This window comes from Streptomyces sp. NPDC088400 (assembly GCF_044753355.1).
In the GTDB taxonomy this organism is placed as follows: Bacteria; Actinomycetota; Actinomycetes; order Streptomycetales; family Streptomycetaceae; genus Streptomyces.
In genome coordinates, this window is the sequence record NZ_JBIVMZ010000001.1 from 839,577 (window position 1) to 858,839 (window position 19,263).

A 19,263-nucleotide genomic window follows, 5' to 3' on the forward strand; every position below is an offset into this window, starting at 1 on the left:
CGCTGATGTCCGACGTCACGGCGGGGCGGGGTCCGGACGGCGAGCCGGAACCGGGACGCGGGCCTGCCCCGCCGGAGGGGCAGGCGGACAGCGCGGCGGACAGCAGCCCGGCGGGCAGCCCGGCGGACGGTCGGACAGGTGATCAGATGTGGACGGATGACCGGGACGGTGTGGGCGGTCACACCGGTGGTGCGCACGGTCCTGCCGGGACGGACGGTCGCGAGCGGGCGCACGGCCCTGCCGGGACGGACGGTCGTGCGGGGGCGGGCGGTTCTGCCGGGACAGAGGGGCGTGCGGGGGCGGGCGGTTCTGCCGGGACAGACGGTCGTGCGGGGGCGGGCGGTCCCCCCGAGGCAACCGAGGCACCGGATCGGCTTCCCGCGGATGGTCCGACTCGGCCGAACAACGCCGTCGGCGGGGGCGAGAGCGCGGCCGGGCCGTTACCGTACGACAGTGCTCTGCTGACCGCACTCGTCGTCCGGCTGCGCGAAGCCGGCCTCGACCCCGACACCGAACAGCTCTGCGACGCTCTCTGGCTGGCCCGATGGACCGGCCGGGGACAGGAACAGCAGCCGTCCGGCGAGGACACCGAAGCGGAGCCGCGCACCGATACGCAGCTGAAGGGTTCCGGCTGGCCGGCCGTCGCACCGGCCGCCGGTCCCGACCGTACTCAGGAGACCGAGCCGGTGGACGAGCCAGCAGAGAAGCCGGACCCGGGGCCCGACGACCGCCGGATCGCCCTCCATCCCGTACCGCGCCACCACACCCGGCGCGTCGGGGCCGGGGGCGCCACCGCGATCACCCTGGGAGTGCCGGCCGCTCCCGCGCTGCCCGCCCCGCTCGAACTCCAGCGTGCTCTGCGTCCCATTCAGCGCTACTGCCCTGCCGCGCCGCCGCTGCGACGTACCCTCGATGAGGTGGCGACAGTTGAGCTGAGCGCGCGGGCCGGCGGGCTGATCATCCCGGTCTTCCGCGGGGCGTCCCGGGGCGAGGCGGTTCTCCAGTTGGTGATGGACGCGTCGTCGTCCATGCGTGTCTGGGAGCGGCTCTTCACCGAACTCCACGAGGTTTTCGGCCAGTTGGGGGCCTTCAGGGACGTACAGGTGCGCTATCTGCACCAGGCTCCCGACGGAGCGCCGGCCGTCAGCAGGAGCCCCGACCCGGCCGCCGCGCCGCTGAACTCCGCCGACCGGCTCAGCGATCCGACCGGGCGCCGCGTCACGGTCGTCGTCAGCGACTGCGCCGGGCCGCTCTGGCACAGCGGGCGCGCCCACCGGCTGCTGCACCAGCTCGGCCGACAGGGGCCCACCGCCGTACTGCAACCGCTGCCGCAGCGCATGTGGAACCGCACCCGGCTGCCCGTCACCTACGGCGTGCTGGCCCGTGGCGAAGGGCTGACCGGGGCCACCGTACTGAAAGTGAGCGGCGAGGCCGCCTCGGCGCCCGCCGCGAGTCCGGGAGCCCTCGCGATCCCCGTCCTGCCACCGGTCGCGGGCGCGCTCGGAGCCTGGGCCCGGCTGCTCTCCGGCACCGGCGCGGGCCGGATCTCCGGCGCGGTCGGCTGGGTGCGCTCCGACCAGCCGGCGGCGCCCGTGCCCCGGGCCGGAGCCCGGATGTCCTCGCTCCAGATGGTCAGCCGGTTCCGCTCGGCGGCCTCCCCGGTGGCCGGGCAGCTGGCCGTCTATCTCGCCGCGGCGCCCCTGTACCTGCCGGTGATGCAGCTGGTGCAGCGGACGATGCTGCCCGACTCGGGACCCTCCGAACTCGCGGAAGTGCTGCTCAGCGGACTGCTCACGCGCAGCAAGGGCGACGGTACGGACGACGGCCCGTGGTACGAGTTCGCGCCCGGCGTGCAGGAGGCGCTGCTGGGGCCCCTGGGGCGGGACGAGGCGCTGCTGGTCCTCAAGCACTGCTCGGAGTACATAGAGCAGAGATTCGGCAGGGGCGGACCGAACTTCCCCGCCCTCGCCCTCGCGCAGTTGGGCGACGGCAGCCACGGCCCCCTCTACCCGCGCGGTCTCGACGAGGACGACGCGTTCGGCGGCGAGAGAGAAGAGGGCGAGGAGGGCGAGAACGGGCGCAGCGGCGGGCCGGGCGGCGGTGGTCCGCGGGTCCCGCATCCCTTCGCCGAGGTCGCCGCGCGAGTTCTGGAGCGCTTCATGCCGCTGCCGGAACAGTTCGCGCTCTACGGCAACAACGGCGGACCCGACGCCCACACCCAGACCACGAACGCCGCGGTGGAGAGCGCGCGCGGACTGCTCCGCCAGTTCGAGTCGGACAGCATGGTGCAGTACCTGATCGACGCCGTACAGCTGCTGCGGAGCGCCACCGAACGCGAGGAGTCGGCCGCCGGTTCCGGCTCCGACCCCGAGCTGTGGGCCGAGTACGCCCGCTGCCTGCTGCGGCTGTGGGAGGTCCAGGGCGGCGGCGACCTGCTGCACGACGCCCAGCGCGCGGCCGAGCGCTCCGCCGCGCATCCCCGGGCGGTACGTGAACGGGCCGTGCTGGCCCAGGTGTTGCACGCCGCGGCCGACGACCGGCGCAGGCACGGCGACCGCCGCGGCGCCCTGGAACTGCTGCGCCGCGCCGACCGCGAGTACACCGTTGCCTGCGCGGCGCCGGGGCTGGAGCCGGGGGAGGCGCTGCGGCTCACCCTGGAGCGGGTGCGGGCCCTGGAGGCACAGTGGCTCCTCGGCGGCGACAGCGCGCTGCTCCAGGGCGCGATCGGCATGCTGGAGGCGTTCGCCGACGTCTGGCCCGACCAGGAGAACCGTCCCGCCGGGCTGCCGCTGGCCCATGGCCGCACCCTGCTCCGGCTCTCCGGCGCGACCACCGACGTCGAACAGGCCCAGGTGTACGCGGGACAGGCCGCGCGGTCGCTGCGCAAGGCGATGGCGCCGGGCGGCGGCCAGCACACGGTGGGCACCCATGCCCGGATCCTGCTCGACCTGGTGGACGCCCTGCTGCGGTCCGGCGAAGGGCTGGACGAAGCGGGGACGCTGGTCGAGCAGGCGCTGGTGACCGTACGCGACGAGCGGCTGCTGGCCTCGCTCAGGAGCCGGGCGGCGCGGGTGCGGCTCGCCCGCTACGAACGCTCCGGCGACCCGGCCGACCTCGAAGAGGCCGCCGAGTACTTCGGCCGCGCGGCACGCGGCACCGCGCGCGACTCCCGGGCCCACGCGGATCTGCTCGCCGAATGGGGCAGGACGCTGCTGGTGCGCGCGGAGCTGCCGGACGGAGCCGAGTTCACGGGCGCGGCGGTCCGCGTCCTGCGCGACTGCCGTACGGAAACGGCCACCGGCACCGCGCGGCAGGCCGAGCGGCTGCTGATGCTCGGTCAGGCGCTCATGCTGCGGCACCGGTTGAGCGGTGACCGGGTGGATCTGCGGGAGGCCGAGCATCTCTTCGGGCTGGCGGCCCAGGAGGCGCGCGAACCGCTGACCGAGGCCCGCTGCTGGCTGGAGCTGGGCCGCTCGCATCTCGACGCGTCCCGGACGTTCCACCGTCCGGCCCGGCTGGACGACGCGGCCGAGGCGTTCCGGGACGCGGCGGACGCGGCCAGGGTGGCGGAGGCGGAGGCGGAGAATTCCGGACAGCAGCTGGAAGCGGTCGCCTTGCGGGCCGAGGCGAACCACTGGCGCGGCACGACCTACGAGGGAGCGGGACGGCCCCGGGCCGCGCGTGAGGCGTACCGGGCGGCCCGTGCGGAATGGCGCAAGCTGCCGGACGGCGGTGGCGAGGCGGCCCGGTCGACGGCGGACCGGCTCGCCGAGCTGGAGCGCTGAACGGAGCTGGAGCGCTGAACGGAGCGGGGACGAGGGGCGGGCGCGCGGGGCGGGCGCGGCGGCAACGCGGAGCGACCGGGCACAGGAACCGGGCACAGGAACCGGGCACGAAACCGGGCACGAAACCGGGCACGACGGCAGCGGGGAGACGTGATGAGCGACGTGGCGTACAACGAGGAAGACGACGGGCGGGACGGTCCCGTCGGGGGCGGCGTGGCCGACGGGACCGGCGACCCCGGTCAGCTGCCGGATCTGCTGGAGCTGGATCTGGCGACGCTGCGGACCCTGGACCACCCGGTGCTGACGGAGGTGGTGGAGGATCTCCGCGGCCGCTCCGAGCAGCCCCGGGAAATGCTCTGGGGTTTCAACAACGCCTTCTGACACGGGGACCCGGTACGGCTTCGCGGTACACCGTTGTACGGCTTCGTGGTACGCGGTTGTGCGGCTGGGTGGTGCATGACTGTACGGCTTCGCGGTGCACGACTGTGCGGCTTCGCGGCGCATGGCTGTACGCCTTCGTAGTACACGGTTTCGGTCCAAGGCGCCGTCGAACAGGACAACCTGGCCCGAGACGGGTTTGTCGCCCCGGTGATACCGGGAAACACGCCCTCGGCTAGGGCGAGTTGTCCGCGTTCCGTCAGACAGGGCCCCAGTCGGCGACGCCGTACAGCATGGGGGTTCGCAGTGTCTCGACGGGCGGTACCGCGTGGTCCGGGGGCACCGGGAATCGCGGGACCGCAGCATATGCCGGTGGCGACCGGTGGCCCGCGAACGGTGCCGGAAGCGCCTCTGGCCACCACCCGCGAACGGCCCGTGCCCATCGGGCAGTTCATCCCCGTCAGTCAGGTCGTCCCCGTCACTCAGGTCATCCCCTTCGGCCAGTTCATCGTCAAGGCGCACGGCCGGTGCAATCTCGCCTGCCGCTACTGCTATCTGTACGCGGGCCCCGACCGCACCTGGCGCGAGCGCCCCGCCGCCGCGTCGCCCGCCGTCCTGGACCGCACGGCGGACCGCATCGCCGAACACGCCGCCGCCCACTCCCTGAGCGAGATCTCCCTGGTCCTGCACGGCGGGGAACCCCTGCTCGCGGGCGCCGGCCGGCTGGCCGCCTTCGCCGGGCTCGTACGCGACCGGGTGGGGCCCGGCCGTACGGTCCACGCGACCGTGCAGACCAACGCCACCCTGCTCACCGAGGCCCGGATCGCCACCCTCGCCCGGCACTCGATACGCGTCGGCATCAGCCTCGACGGCGGTCTGCCCGCCCACAACACCCTCCGGGTCGACCACGCCGGACGCCCCTCCCGGGCCGCCGCCGCGCGCGGCGCCCGACTGCTCGCCGCGCACCACCCCGAGGCGTACGCGGGCATCCTCACCGTCGTCGACCCGAGGACCGACCCGGTCGAGATGTACGAGTCGCTGCTGGCGCTGCGGCCACCCGCCCTCGATCTGCTGCTGCCGCACGGCAACTGGACCACACCGCCCCCCGGCCTGCCCGGCGGCGACCCCGACAGCCGGACTCCGGGCGCCAACCACCCCACCCCGTACGGCGATTGGCTGTGCGCCGTCTTCGACCGCTGGTGGCGGGCGGGCCGCCGGGAGACCCGGATCCGGCTCTTCGAGGAGTGCGTCGCGCTGCTCCTGGGGCTGCCCGGGGCCACCGAGTCCCTCGGTCTCGACCCCGTCAACGCGATCGTGGTCGAGACCGACGGCGCCATCGAACAGGTCGACTCCCTCAAGTCCGCCTACGACACGGCCGCCGCCACCGGTCTCGACATCTTCCGGCACACCTTCGACGACGCCCTGCGCCATCCCGGGGTCGCCGCCCGGCAGGCCGGAGCCGGGGCGCTCGCCGCCGTCTGCCGCGCCTGCCCGCTGCTCACGGTCTGCGGCGGCGGCCACTACGCCCACCGCTACCGCGCCGGACACGGCTTCACCCACCCGTCCGTGTACTGCGCCGACCTCGACCGGCTGGTCCGCCATGTGGCCGCCGCGCTCACCGAAGCGGCCACGACGGTGGCGGCCACGACGGCGACGGCGCCCGCGAGAAAGACACCCGAAACCGCGAGAAAGACACCCGCGACCGCACCACCCGCAGTCACGACCGCGACCTCACCCATCGCGGTCACGACCGCGACTACAACAACCGCAGCCACGACGGCCACGGGAGGTGCCCGGTGACGTCAGTGCCCTCTCTGCCCACTACCTCCTCTACCTCCTTCACCTCCTCAATGACCCCGGCGCCCCCGCCGATCTCCCCGCGTCCCGCTGTCCCCGAGGGGATCCTGCGCGAACTCGGCCGCACCGAAGGCGGACCCGACGCCCTGGCCCTGCTCGTGCGCGACCAATACACCCGCCGTCTCATCCTGCTGCGGGCCCTGCTCGACGCCGCCGAAGCCGCACCGGCGGCCGTCTGCCCGCCCCACGCGCTCGAACGGCTGCGCGCCGACTGGGCATTGCTGGAGGACGCCGAGCGCGCCGACCGGGCCGCCGCGCGGGCCGTCCTGCTCTACCCGCTGACCGGCCCCTGGGCGGAACGCTGCCTGCGCGGCCTCACCGCCCGGCCCCGCAGCGCGTACCGCGGCGAACTCGCCGCCGATCTCGCCCACTTCAGTGCCCTCGCCGCCACCGCCGCGATCCGCGCCCGGCTGCCCTTCACCGCGCGCCTCACGGCACATGACGGACTGCTCGTCCTGCCCACCCTGGGCGCGCTCCGCACCGGCGCCGAACGAAACACCCTCGCCCGAGCCCGAGTCGAACTCGCCTATCGCGACGACCACTTGACGGTACGTCAGGAGAACGCCCCGCCCGTCACCGTACAGACCCGCCCGGACGGCGCCCGGTCCGCCGACCCGCGCTGGCTGCCCGTACTCACCCTCCCGCCGCTGCGGCCCGGCGCCGTGCCCGTACCGGTGGACGACCTCCACCCGTACCGCACCGCGGGCAGTGGCCTGGAACGGCACGGGCTGTCCGGGGTCAGCCGCCTCGACGACGGCGAACGCGCCGCCTGGGCCCAGTCCTGGGCGGACGTGGGGCCCCTGCTCCGCGTCGGTGGCGCGCACCGCCCCGCCGAGACGGCGGCCCTGCTGCACTGCCTCGTCCCGCTCTCCCGGCCGCCGGGCTCCGCGCCCACCGGCGAGGGCGCGGCACACTGCAGCGGTACCCGGCGCGAGGCCTTCGGCGCGGTCCTCAGCAGCCAGCCCGCCACCCCCGCCTTCCTCGCCTCCACGCTCGTACACGAACTCCAGCACACCAAACTCGCCGCGCTCGCCGCCCTCACGCCCATGCACCACGAGGACGCGACGCCACGGCACTTCGCCCCCTGGCGCTCCGATCCCCGGCCCTTCGACGGGCTGCTCCAGGGCGCCTATTCGCATCTCGCGCTCGCCGACTACTGGCAGCGTTTCGCCCTCGGCGCCGAGCGGCTCTCCCACCGCGACCACGCCTGGGCCGAACACGCCCGCTGCCGTGAGCAGGTCGGGGCGGTCCTGCCGGTGCTCGCGGGCTCCGGCGAACTCACCACCGAAGGGCGCGTCCTCGTCAACGAGATGATCGCGGTGTATCACCGGCTGGCCGACAGCCCGCCCCCGGCCGGACACCTGGCGCGAGCGGGGGCGTACGTACGCACGGCACGGATGATCTGGCGCCAAAGGAACGGAACGTAAAGCGGCGCGCGCCAGGATGGATTCGCAGGGCTCACGGGTATGTTAAAAGGGCGTATGACGACGCAGGGAGACCGTCTAATGCCCGCAGAGCGTAAGCCAGTTGCTCAGCCAGTTGCAGCGACCGGGCCGCGAACCGTCACCATCAGCTTCGCCGGTTTCAACCGGGCCTGGGCCGCCTGGATCGGGGACCGGCTGGAGCGGCGCGGACATACGGTCGTCTACCAGCGGTGGGACCCTCCCGTGGAGACCTCGCTGGAGGAGTCCCTGCACGATCTGCTGCTCGCTCCCGGACCCGTCCTCATCGTGCTGAGCGACTGGTACTTCCAGCTCGGCCCGCGCAGCCACGACGAGTGGAACAGGGCGCTGCGCGGGGTGGTGGCCACACACGCCGACCGGTTCGCGGGTGTCACGGTCACCACGTCGGCGCTGCCCGGCGCCACCGCCGTACTCGCCGCCGCCGACCTGACCACCGTCGGCGAGGCCGAGGCCGAGCGGCGCATGCTGATCCGGCTCGGCCTGCCCGCCGACCCGCTGTCCGAGCCCGGCGACACCCGGCGCGGCCCCCGCTATCCGGCCGACACCCCCGACGTGTGGGGCGGGGTTCCCCGCCGCAACACCCGCTTCACGGGCCGGGAGCCCCTCCTCAACGACGCGTACCACGCGCTCCTCGCGGCCGGCCGGGGCGCCGGTGTCGTGACCCTGCACGGCATGTCGGGCGTGGGCAAGACACAACTGGCCGCGGAGTACGTGTACCGCTTCGGCGCGGAGTACGACGTGGTGTGGTGGGTCTCCGCCGACAAGCGCGTCACCTGCCGCCAGAAACTCGCCGAACTGGCCCCGGCCCTGGGCCTGTCCACCGGCGTGGAGTACGGCGAGCGGCTGCGCGCCGCACGCGACTCGCTGCGCCGGGGCGACCCGTACTCCCGCTGGCTGCTGGTCCTCGACGGAGCCGACGAACCCGACCAGATCTGGGACCTGGTGCCGACCGGGCCCGGCCATGTGCTGATCACCGCGCGCAATCCCGAGTGGGGCGAGCACAACAGCATCCTGCTGGAGGTGCCGGTCTACGACCGCGACGAGTCGGTGGCGTTCGTACGCCGCCGCGCGCCGCGCCTGACCCACACGGAGGCGGACCAGCTCGCCGAGGCGCTCGAAGACCTGCCGCTGCTGCTGGACCAGACCGCCGGCTGGCTCAACGACTCGGACATGTCGGTCGAGCAGTACATCGAGCTCCTTGAGGACGGCATCGACCAGGACGTCGTCAAGGTCTCCGCCGACTTCCCGCTCGCCTTCCAGACCGCCTGGTCGATACTGCTGAACAAACTCCGCGAGACCGTGCCCGAAGCCGTCGACCTGCTCCGGCTGTGCACCTTCTTCGCGCCCGGAGCCATCCCCGTACGGCTCGTGCGCGACCTGCCCGCCGACACGCTTCCGGAGAAGCTGCGCGGCCTGGTCGACGACCCGGTGCGGTGGGCGCGGGCGATCAACAAGCTGCGGCAGTACGCGGTGGTACGCGCGGCCGGGGTCGGCGAGCGCGAGGTCCACGACTCGGTGGGCGACACCGGCGCCTCCGGCACGGCCGGCGACACCCTCTACACACACCGGATGGTCCACCAGATCGTCCACCAGGACATGCCCGACGAGGACCACAAGGAGTTCATCGAGGTGGTGCGCCGGGCGCTCACGGCGGCGGACCCCGGGCGTCCGACCGACACCCGGCTGTGGCCCCGCTACGCGGAGATCGCCCCGCATCTGAAGTGGGCCGACGCGCTCCAGAGCACCGAACCGGCGATGCACACCCTCGTCCTCAACTGCCTGCGCTACATGTACCTTTCCGGCGAGTACCAGGCGGGCATCAAGCTCGGCCGGCGCGCGCTCGACGCCTGGAAGCTGCTCCTCGGCGCCACCCATCCCAGGATCTGGGACGTGAGCTACCACTACGCCAACCTCATGCGGGCCGTCGGCGACTACGCGGGCACCGAGGCCATCGAGCGCGCCGCCGTCCAGCATCTGCGCGCCGAGCGCGGCCCGAAGGACCTGGAACACCTGCGGGCCTCCGGCGGCCTCGCCGCCGATCTGCGCGGACTCGGCCGGTACGAGGAGGCCTACGAGGTCTCCGGCTGGATCCTGGGCTGCTACCGCGAACTCCTCGGCGACCAGGACTCCCGCACCCTCAACGCCCAGAACAACCTGGCCATTTCGCTCCGGCTGCTCGGCCGGTACGAAGACTCCCTGGACCTCAACCGGCGCACGCTGGAGGCCCGGCGGCAACTGCTGCGCCCCCGGCACAGCTGGACCCTCTACTCGGAGATCAACTACGCCACCGACCTGCGGCTCCTCGGCCGCTACAGCGAGGCTGAGTCGCTCCAGTCGCAGAGCGTGCGCGTGCACCGGATCGTACTGGGCCGGGACAACCCGCAGACGCTGCGCGCCGAACACAACCTCGCGCTCTGCCTGTACCGCTCGGGCGAACGCGGCCGGGCCGCCGCGCTGTTCACCCAGGTCCTGGAGAGCTGCGAACGCGTCCTGGGCGAACGGGACCCGCTCACCATGATGTTCGCGGCCGGCCAGAGCTGCTTCGCCCGCGAACACGGCGACATCGACCAGGCCACGGACATAAGCGTGCAGGTCGTCGAGGGCTATCTGGCCATGCTGGGGGAGAGCCACCCCTACGTCGCGGGCACCCGCGCCAACCACGCCCTGATCCTGCGCAACGTCGGGGAGCGGGAGCAGGCCCATCTCCTGATCGAGGACTCCCTCGCCGACATGGAGCGGGCCGTGGGCGAGACCCACCCCTGGACGCTGGGCTGCGCCATCAACGCCTCCGCCCTGCGCAACATCGTGGGCGACGCGGAGGGCGCCGCCGAGCTGACCAACGAGACCATCGTCCGGGCCACCGAGGTCCTCGGCCGTACGCACCCGCTGACGATCTCGGCGCGGATCGCTTACGCGGCGGACCTGCGGGCGCTGCGGCACGGGCAGCGCGCCGAGAAGGTGGAGGGGGAGGCGCTGGACGACCTGGCGGCGACGCTGGGCGCGCAGCACGTCCATACGGTCGCGGCCCGGTCCCGTAACCGCCCCTACTGGGACTTCGAGCCGCCGATCATCTGAGGCGGTGTCCGTCCGGGCAGCCGTACGCAGGAGGGATACGCCGGAGGGCCCGGTACCGCGAACCTTCGCGGTACCGGGCCCTCCGGGCTGTGCAGGCCGTCCGACGTCAGGCGTCGAAGACCTCGCTGACCAGCTGCGCCTGCTCCTGCTCGTGGCGCTTCTTGGAACCGACCGCCGGGGACGACGAGTGCGGCCGCGAGATCCGCCGCAGACGCTCGCCGTGCGGGATGTCGGCGCCGACCGCCAGGTCCAGGTGGTCGATCAGGTTGAGCGCGATGAACGGCCAGGCACCCTGGTTCGCCGGCTCCTCCTGGGCCCACAGGTACTTCTCGGCGTTCGGGAACTTGGCGATCTCCGCCTGGAGTTCGGCACCCGGGAGGGGGTACAGGCGCTCCAGACGCAGGATCGCGGTGTCCGTGACGCCGCGCTTCGCCCGCTCGGCCTCCAGGTCGTAGTAGACCTTGCCGGTGCAGAAGACGACCTTGCGGACCGCGCTCGGGTCCACGCTCGCGTCGCCGATCACCGGGCGGAAGCCGCCGGTGGTGAACTCCTCCGCCCTGGAAGCCGCCGCCTTCAGCCGCAGCAGCAGCTTCGGCGTGAAGACGACCAGCGGCTTGTGGTGCGGGTTGTGGACCTGCCACCGCAGCAGATGGAAGTAGTTCGACGGCAGGGTCGGCATGGCGACCGTCATGTTGTTCTGCGCGCACATCTGGAGGAAGCGCTCGGGGCGGGCGGACGAGTGGTCCGGGCCCTGGCCCTCGTAGCCGTGCGGCAGCAGCAGCGTGACGCCGGAGGTCTGGCCCCACTTCTGCTCGGCCGAGGAGATGAACTCGTCCACGACGGTCTGCGCGCCGTTGACGAAGTCACCGAACTGGGCCTCCCACATGACCAGCGCGTCCGGCCGGGCGAGGGAGTAGCCGTACTCGAAGCCCATCGCCGCGTACTCGCTGAGCAGCGAGTCGTAGACGTTGTAGCGGCCCTGGTCCTCGCCCAGGTACTGGAGCGGGGTGTAGTCCTCGCCGGTCTCCTGGTCGACCAGGACCGCGTGGCGCTGGCCGAACGTGCCGCGCCGGGTGTCCTGGCCGGAGAGCCGGACCGGGGTGCCCTCCATCAGCAGCGAGCCGATGGCGAGGGTCTCGCCCATGCCCCAGTCGATCGTGCCGTCGTCGACCGAGGACGCGCGGCGCTGGAGCTGCGGCATCAGACGCGAGTGGACGGTGACCGTGTCCGGGATGCTGACCTGCGACTCGGCGATCCGCTTGACGACCTCCTGGGAGACCGCCGTCGTGACCGTCACCGGGAACTCGGCCTGGGCGTCCGGGACATGAGCCGGAGCCGGGTGCGAGGTGGCCTCGCGGACCTCCGCGAAGACCTTCTCCAGCTGGCCCTGGAAGTCCTGGAGCGCCTGCTCCGCCTCTTCCAGCGTGATGTCGCCGCGACCGATGAGCGACTCGGTGTAGAGCTTGCGCACCGAGCGCTTCTTGTCGATCAGCGTGTACATCTGCGGGTTGGTGAACTGCGGGTTGTCGCCCTCGTTGTGACCGCGGCGGCGGTAGCAGATGAGGTCGATCACGACGTCCTTGTTGAACGTCTGGCGGAACTCGAAGGCGAGCCGCGCGACACGGACCACGGCCTCCGGGTCGTCACCGTTCACATGGATGATCGGCGCCTCGATCATGCGGGCCACATCGGTCGCGTACATGGAGGAACGCGACGACTCCGGGGCGGCGGTGAAGCCGACCTGGTTGTTGATCACGATGTGGACCGTGCCGCCGGTGCGGTAGCCGCGCAGCTGCGACATGTTGAGCGTCTCCGCGACGACACCCTGGCCGGCGAAGGCCGCGTCACCGTGGAGCGCGAGGGGCAGGACCGTGAAGTCCGTGCCGCCCTTGTTGATGATGTCCTGCTTGGCGCGGACGACGCCTTCCAGGATCGGGTCGACCGCCTCCAGGTGCGAGGGGTTCGCGGCCAGCGAGACCTTGATCTGCTCGCCGTCCAGACCGGTGAAGGTGCCCTCGGCGCCCAGGTGGTACTTCACGTCGCCGGAGCCGTGCATCGACTTCGGGTCGAGGTTGCCCTCGAACTCCCGGAAGATCTGCGCGTACGACTTGCCCACGATGTTCGCGAGGACGTTCAGCCGGCCGCGGTGGGCCATGCCGATGACGACCTCGTCCAGCCGCGACTCGGCGGCGGCGTCGATGACCGCGTCGAGCAGCGGGATGACGGACTCGCCGCCCTCCAGCGAGAAGCGCTTCTGGCCGACGTACTTCGTCTGCAGGAACGTCTCGAACGCCTCGGCCGCGTTGAGCCGGCGCAGGATCCGCAGCTGCTCCTCGCGCTCCGGCTTGGGGCGCGGACGCTCGATGCGGTCCTGGAGCCACTTGCGCTGCTTCGGGTCCTGGATGTGCATGAACTCGACGCCGGTGGTGCGGCAGTACGACTCACGCAGCACGCCCAGGATGTCGCGCAGCTTCATCATCGACTTGCCGGCGAAGCCGCCGACCGCGAACTCCCGCTCCAGGTCCCACAGCGTGAGCCCGTGCTCGGTGATGTCCAGGTCGGGGTGCTTGCGCTGGCGGTACTCCAACGGGTCGGTGTCGGCCATGACATGGCCCCGGACCCGGTAGGAGTGGATCAGCTCGAAGACCCGCGCGGGCTTCGTGACGTCCTCGTCGTGCGAGGCGTCGATGTCCTTGAGCCAGCGGACCGGCTCGTACGGAATGCGCAGCGACTTGAAGATCTCGTCGTAGAAGTCGTTCTCGCCGAGGAGCAGGTTCGCCACGATCCGCAGGAACTCGCCGGAGGCGGCGCCCTGGATGACCCGGTGGTCGTACGTCGAGGTCAGCGTCATGACCTTCGAGATACCGAGCTTGTTCAGGGTGTCCTGCGAGGTGCCCTGGAACTCGGCCGGGTAGTCCATCGAGCCGACGCCCATGATGACCGACTGACCGGGCATCAGACGCGGCACGGAGTGGACGGTGCCCAGGCCGCCGGGGTTGGTCAGCGAGACGGTGACGCCGGTGAAGTCGTCCATCGTCAGCTTGTTGTTCCGGGCGCGGCGGACGATGTCCTCGTACGCCTGCCAGAACTCGAAGAAGTTGAGCGTCTCGGCCTTCTTGATGCCCGCGACGACCAGCTGGCGGTCACCGTTGGGCTTCACCAGGTCGATGGCGAGGCCGAAGTTGATGTGCTCGGGCTTGACGAGCGTCGGCTTGCCGTCCTTCTCCGCGAAGGAGTAGTTCATCGACGGCATGGCCTTGATCGCCTGCACCATCGCGTACCCGATGAGGTGCGTGAAGGAGATCTTGCCGCCCCGCGCCCGCTTCAGGTGGTTGTTGATGACGATGCGGTTGTCGAAGAGCAGCTTCACCGGGACCGCGCGCACGGACGTGGCCGTGGGCAGCTCCAGCGAGGCGTGCATGTTCTTCGCGACGGCGGCCGACGGGCCGCGCAGCGTCACATACTCCGGGCCCGCGGGGGCCTCGCCACCGTTCGCGGCGGGCTTGGCCTTGGCAGCGGCGGGAGCCGCGGCGGGCTTGGCCGGAGCGGCCGGCTGCGCGGGCGCCGGAGCGGCGGCCGCGGGCTTGGCGGGTGCGGCCGGAGCCGCCGCCTGACCGGTGGCCGGAGCCTGAGCCGCGGGCTTCGCCTGCGCGGCCGGGGCCGGCGCGGCGGGTGCGGCCGGACTCGCGGGCACCGCAGCCCCCGCGGCTGCGGGCCCTGCGGGCTTGTCCGCCGTGCCGGGCGTGCCCGGCTTGTAGTCGGCGAAGAAGTCCCACCAGGCACGGTCGACCGAATTCGGATCCTGGAGGTACTGCTGGTAGATCTCGTCGACGAGCCATTCATTGGCACCGAAGGCAGCGGCAGGGTTCTTCCCCTGCCCGTCTTCGTCGGTCGAGATGCTCGCGTTACTGGGGGACTGAGACGACACGGCGTGAACCGCCCTCTTCCGCTTCACAAGGTGATGGACAGCGGGAATCAAGGCTACGCCTACGAGGCCGAGAGGTGCAGGCCGGGCATGCCTTCGTCATGCACGTCACATCTGACGGCGGGTTTCAGCGTATGAAATGGCGGGAAAATAGCCGGGTTCCGCCGTGCCGGGCACCCACAAAGCGCCGGCAGCGCCCCGGTCCGCGGCCTGTTGCCCCGCCCTCCCCGACTCCGTACCCGGAGATCGTGCGCTTACGGTTCGAACTGTACGTCAACCGTGCGCGTGCGGGACTCCCGGAAGGCTGACCCGGATCAAGCAGCCGTGTGTTGATTCGGCCACACCGATCCGCCCGCCGTGCAGGTCAACCGCCCAGCGCGCGATCGCCAGGCCCAGTCCCGTACCGCCGTCGCTGCCCGGACCGTGCGGGGAGGGCGCCGTACCCCGGTTGAACCGCTCGAAGACGCGGTGCCGCTCCTGCTCGGGGATGCCGGGGCCCTCGTCCTGGATCTCCAGCAGCAGCGACTCGGGGTGACTGCCGCACCGCGCGCGGACGGTGACCCGGCCGTGCGGCGGGCTGTGCTTGACCGCGTTGTCGATGAGATTCGCCACGACCTGATGCAGCCGCTCGGCGTCCGCGTGCGCGGTCAGCTCGGGCGGAGAGACGTCCAGGTGCAGATGGACGTCCGTACGGGTGTGGTTGCCGGAGCCGGAGACCGGGCCGCGCTGCGAGGACGCCAGATTGGCCTCCTTGAGCACACCGGACAGATACGGCCACACCTCGAAGCGCCGCGCCTTGAGCGGTACGACGCCGTTGTCGAGCCGGGACAGATCGAGCAGCGTCTCCGTGAGCCGGCCGAGCCGCTCGGTCTGTCTCAGGGCCGTCAGCATCATCTCGGGGTCGGCGGCGGACACCCCGTCCACGACGTTCTCCAGGACGGCGCGCAGCGCCGCGATGGGCGTCCGCAGCTCGTGCGAGACATTCGCCACCAGCTCCTTGCGGTGCCGGTCCACGGCCTCCAGATCGTCGGCCATGCGATTGATCGTGGAGGCCAGGTCACCCAGCTCGTCCCTGCGGTCCGCGCCGCTCACCCGGCGCGTGTAGTCGCCGTGCGAGATGCCCTTGGCGACGGTGTTCATCTCGTCGAGCGGGGCGGTCAGACCGTGGGCGACGAACTGGGTGATCAGCAGGGTGGCGATCACCGAGAAGACGGTGATGAAACGCAGCTCGGTCTCCGTACGCACGGCCACCATCAGCAGGCCGGTGGTGATGAAGACGGAGACGACGACCAGGGTCCCGAGCTTGGCCTTGACGGAGAAGGGCCGGATCCCGGTCCCGTCCGAGCCCCCGGTCCCGAAGAACCAGGGATCCCTGTCGTCCTCGTATCCGCGGTGGTCGTCCTCGTACCCGCGGTGTCCTTCCTGGCTGTCGCCGCCCCCCGGCACGGTCATGGAGCGGGGGTCTCCAGCGCGTAGCCGACGCCATGGACCGTACGGATCCGCTCGGCGCCGATCTTCCGGCGCAGCGCCTTGATGTGACTGTCGACCGTGCGGGTCCCCGAGGCGTCCGCCCAGTCCCACACCTCGGCGAGCAGCTGCTCCCGGGAGAGCACCGCGCGCGGGGTGTTCGCCAGGCAGACCAGCAGGTCGAACTCCGTGGGCGTCAGATGGACGTCGTCGCCGCGCACCCGCACCCGGCGCTGCGCGTGGTCGACCTCCAGCTCGCCCATCCGGAGGATGCCGCTGCGCGGTGTCACCGCGGCGAGCGCCGCGCGCTCCACGCGGCGCAGCAGCACATGCACGCGGGCCGTCAGTTCCCGCATGGAGAACGGCTTGGTCATGTAGTCGTCGGCGCCGACCCCGAGCCCGACCAGCATGTCGGTCTCGTCGTCCCGGGCCGTCAGCATCAGCACCGGCACCGGACGTGCCGCCTGCACGCGGCGGCACACCTCCAGGCCGTCGAAGCCGGGCAGCATGATGTCGAGGACCATCAGGTCCGGTTGCCACGCCTCGGCGGCGTCGACGGCCGCCGGGCCGTCCACCGCCGTCTGTACGAGAAAGCCTTCGGCCCGCAGCCGTGCGGCGATGGCGTCGACGATCGTTGCATCATCCTCGACGACCAGGACCCGGCGCTGGGCGCCGGGTGTGGCCGCGACGCCGTTGTGGCTGGTATGTGTCTGCTCCATAGCCCCGCCCCTGGTACGCGTTCCGCGATCCTTGATCTGTGATCTGCATGAAGTTTGCAGATCTGTGTGTCGGGAGCAGCGTAGAGGCAGCGAGAGGCTCCCGGCTACGCAGTGCGAACAGCGAGATGGACCACGTCGGGTACGCCCCGGGCAACCTGGATCTCTTCCGCCCTTACCCCGGTGAATCCGGCATGCCGCAATGCGTCACCAAATGCGGCGGATGGCTGGGCCGACCAAACGGCCAGGACACCGCCTGGTTTCAGTCGCTCTCGGCAGGCGGCGAGACCGTCCGGCGCGTAGAGATTTCCGTTGCCGTCGGTGACGGTCCAGCCGGGTCCGTTGTCGATGTCGAGGCAGAGCGCGTCGTAACTGTCCGTGGCCGTTCGTACATACGTCACGAGGTCGGCGCGGAGGATCGCGGTGCGCGGATCGGCGAGCGCGTCGCCCGAGATCCGGGCGAGCGGCCCGTCGTGATGCCAGTCGATGACGGCTTGTTCCCGCTCTACGACAACGATCCGGCCCCAGCGAGGATCGGCGGCGGCATGCGCGAGCGAGAAGCCCACGCCCAGGCCGCCGACGAGGACGGACGGGCGCCCTTCGGGGTGTCGGGGGTGTCCGGTGGTGCGCTCCGGGGAGAGCGCGGCCAGTGCCGCGTCGATCAGCAGGCGCTCCGAGCGGCCGTCGGACGTGTCCATCAGGAAGCAACCGTTGGCGATGATTTCCAGCCGTTCGCCGTGCTGCCGCAGGACGATTTCGCCGTACGGTCCGTCACGACGGTCCAGCGTGACGGGTCCCGTGTCCGCGTCGGGGACGGGCGCGGGTGTGGGTGCGGGCGCGTGCACGGATGGGACCTCCTCGGTGGGCGGCTGGTGTCGCGGACATCCTGCCGGGACGGGGCGGATGGGGACAATTCGTTTCGGCCGTGGCGGCCGAGGGGCGGGACGCCGGAAGAGCCGTAAAGGTTGAGCAATGTGTCTGACTTCACACGCTCGGTGATGCTCGCTGGTGGCCACATGCCGGGGTGGGGCGGACCGTGCCGCTGTCCGGCCCCCTTCTTGAGGTGTTCGCCGTCACGGGGAGGTGTGCCGTGCCTGGCCGAGTCGCTTCGACTTTTCGGTACCAGTGTCCGCGCGGTTCGACGGAGGCGAGTGTGACCGGAGCGGGATCCTCCCCAGGCAGGAGGAGACCCTGGTGAGTGACCCCTACCTGGCGTGGCGCCGACCCTCATGATCACCCGGGTGTGGATGGTCCTTTCCGATGATCCGGCCGTACGGCGTGATCGCCAGGATGGGAGTCGCTCGCGCATCGCGAGTCCGACTCCTATCCCTGGAGCTCCACCATGAACGTCCGTACGCGCACCGCGCTGGCCGCCTCCCTCGTGCTCGCCCTCGCGGCCGGACCGCTCGCCGCCTCCCCTGCCTTCGCCAATTCGGCCTCCACCGCCTCCACTTCGGGCACGGGCGCGGATGCGGGCGCCGATGTGTACGGGAGCCCCGACGCCGAGGCGCTGGGCGCGGCGATCGCCGGACTGCCGGACGCGGACGCCACCGCGGCCCTCGTCCGCGTCGGCGGCACGGGCGGCAGCTGGCACGGCTCCAGCGGCGTCGCCGCGGTCGACAGCGGGCGCAAGGCGCTGGAACGGGGCCGCTTCCGGGCCGGTTCGACGACCAAGGTGTTCACCGCGGCGGTCGTGCACCAGCTCGCCGCCGAACGCCGGATCGATCTCGACGCGCACATACAGGACTACCTGCCGGGCCTGTTGCCGGGCATCCCGGACATCACCGGCCGCCAACTCCTCAACCACACCAGCGGACTTCAGGAGGCTCACGCCGACGACCAGTCCTTCGAGGAGGCGTACGAGCGCCGCTTCGACACCGTCACCCCGCGGCAACTGGTAGCGGCCTCGGCCGCCAAGGGCCTCGAATTCGCGCCCGGAACCGAGCAGCACTACGTCGGCGTCAACTACACGCTGCTGGGCCTGCTGATCGAGAAGGCGACCGGTGGCTCGTACGAGCAGCAGGTCTCCCAGCGCATCCTGCGGCCGCTCGGCCTGCGCGACACCTACTTCCCCGGGGCCGACCCGTCCATCCGCGGTGCGCACAACCGCGGCTACCAGGCGGTCGAGCGCTCCGACGGCACGGAAGAGCTGCGCGACGTCACCGAATGGAATGTCACGGACGTCTGGGCCACGGGTGACCTCATCTCCACTACAGCGGACCTGGAGCGCTTCCTGGGCGCACTGCTCCGTGGCCGGGTGGTGCCCGGGGCGCAGCTGAAGGAGATGTTCGCGATGCCGGCGGACATCACCCTGCCCAGCGGTCCCGACACCATCGCGTACAGCGCGGGCCTGACCCGATTCACCCTGTCCGACCTCAGCGTGGGCTGGGGCAAGACCGGTGGCCTCTACGGCTACAACACCATGATCGTCGCCTCCCCCGGCCTGTCCCGCACCCTCGTCTACTCGGTCAATGCCACCGACGCCAGGGGCAGGGGGATGAACAAGGTCGCCGGGCGCGTTGTAGCGGCGGCGTTCGCCCGCTGAGAAGCGGGCCCGTGCGGGGCCCCGGCCGGTAACGCCGGCCTGTGTGGAAGGT

Annotated in this window: 10 protein-coding genes; 6 read left to right on the top strand and 4 right to left on the bottom strand. The window is 71.7% G+C overall.

From position 1 onward, the window contains the following. Positions 1 to 5: 5 nt before the first annotated feature. From ACIQD6_RS03840 to fxsT, 5 genes are all read left to right on the top strand, one after another. A complete protein-coding gene (locus ACIQD6_RS03840; protein ID WP_401877621.1) occupies positions 6 to 3,785 on the top strand; it encodes an SAV_2336 N-terminal domain-related protein in 3,780 nt (1,259 codons plus the stop codon). Between the two features lie 153 nt (positions 3,786 to 3,938). After that, a complete protein-coding gene (gene fxsA / locus ACIQD6_RS03845) occupies positions 3,939 to 4,166 on the top strand; it encodes an FxSxx-COOH cyclophane-containing RiPP peptide (RefSeq protein WP_401877622.1) in 228 nt (75 codons plus the stop codon). A 486-nt stretch (positions 4,167 to 4,652) separates the two neighbouring features. Then, the gene (locus ACIQD6_RS03850; protein ID WP_401878121.1) at positions 4,653 to 5,963 is read left to right on the top strand and encodes an FxsB family cyclophane-forming radical SAM/SPASM peptide maturase; all 1,311 of its coding nucleotides are present in this window, start codon (positions 4,653 to 4,655) and stop codon (positions 5,961 to 5,963) included. A 50-nt stretch (positions 5,964 to 6,013) separates the two neighbouring features. Continuing rightward, positions 6,014 to 7,447 carry an aKG-HExxH-type peptide beta-hydroxylase gene (locus ACIQD6_RS03855; RefSeq protein ID WP_401877623.1) on the top strand — a complete coding sequence of 478 codons (1,434 nt, stop codon included), beginning with the start codon at positions 6,014 to 6,016 and terminating at the stop codon, positions 7,445 to 7,447. A gap of 78 nt (positions 7,448 to 7,525) precedes the next feature. Further along, on the top strand, positions 7,526 to 10,558 hold the full coding sequence (gene fxsT, locus ACIQD6_RS03860; RefSeq protein ID WP_401877625.1) for an FxSxx-COOH system tetratricopeptide repeat protein: 3,033 nt from the start codon (positions 7,526 to 7,528) through the stop codon (positions 10,556 to 10,558). A 106-nt stretch (positions 10,559 to 10,664) separates the two neighbouring features. Here the strand turns inward: fxsT and ACIQD6_RS03865 are convergent, their stop codons facing one another. The 4 genes from ACIQD6_RS03865 to ACIQD6_RS03880 all read right to left on the bottom strand — a co-directional run bounded on the left by ACIQD6_RS03865 (position 10,665) and on the right by ACIQD6_RS03880 (position 17,511). Continuing rightward, the gene (locus tag ACIQD6_RS03865) at positions 10,665 to 14,486 is read right to left on the bottom strand and encodes a multifunctional oxoglutarate decarboxylase/oxoglutarate dehydrogenase thiamine pyrophosphate-binding subunit/dihydrolipoyllysine-residue succinyltransferase subunit (protein ID WP_401877627.1); all 3,822 of its coding nucleotides are present in this window, start codon (positions 14,484 to 14,486) and stop codon (positions 10,665 to 10,667) included. A 270-nt stretch (positions 14,487 to 14,756) separates the two neighbouring features. Further along, positions 14,757 to 15,812: an ATP-binding protein gene (locus ACIQD6_RS03870; RefSeq protein WP_401878123.1), complete on the bottom strand. Its 1,056-nt coding sequence runs from the start codon at positions 15,810 to 15,812 to the stop codon at positions 14,757 to 14,759. A 119-nt stretch (positions 15,813 to 15,931) separates the two neighbouring features. Next, positions 15,932 to 16,669, bottom strand: a complete 738-nt coding sequence (locus ACIQD6_RS03875; RefSeq protein ID WP_401877629.1) for a response regulator transcription factor — start codon at positions 16,667 to 16,669, stop codon at positions 15,932 to 15,934. Positions 16,670 to 16,773: 104 nt separating this feature from the next. Then, a complete protein-coding gene (locus tag ACIQD6_RS03880; RefSeq protein ID WP_401877631.1) occupies positions 16,774 to 17,511 on the bottom strand; it encodes a spermidine synthase in 738 nt (245 codons plus the stop codon). Between the two features lie 497 nt (positions 17,512 to 18,008). Here ACIQD6_RS03880 and ACIQD6_RS03885 point away from each other — a divergent pair, with 497 nt between their 5' ends. Then, entirely contained in the window at positions 18,009 to 19,211 is a 1,203-nt protein-coding gene (locus ACIQD6_RS03885) for a serine hydrolase domain-containing protein (protein WP_401877633.1), read from the top strand. The last annotated feature ends 52 nt before the right edge of the window (positions 19,212 to 19,263 follow it).

Coding starts and splice junctions, on each gene's coding strand:
- ACIQD6_RS03840 (WP_401877621.1), top strand. CDS start 6: ATGTCCGACGTCACGGCGGGGCGGGGTCCGGACGGCGAGCCGGAACCG.
- fxsT (WP_401877625.1), top strand. CDS start 7,526: ATGCCCGCAGAGCGTAAGCCAGTTGCTCAGCCAGTTGCAGCGACCGGG.
- ACIQD6_RS03875 (WP_401877629.1), bottom strand. CDS start 16,669: ATGGAGCAGACACATACCAGCCACAACGGCGTCGCGGCCACACCCGGC.
- ACIQD6_RS03885 (WP_401877633.1), top strand. CDS start 18,009: ATGAACGTCCGTACGCGCACCGCGCTGGCCGCCTCCCTCGTGCTCGCC.
- fxsA (WP_401877622.1), top strand. CDS start 3,939: ATGAGCGACGTGGCGTACAACGAGGAAGACGACGGGCGGGACGGTCCC.
- ACIQD6_RS03855 (WP_401877623.1), top strand. CDS start 6,014: ATGACCCCGGCGCCCCCGCCGATCTCCCCGCGTCCCGCTGTCCCCGAG.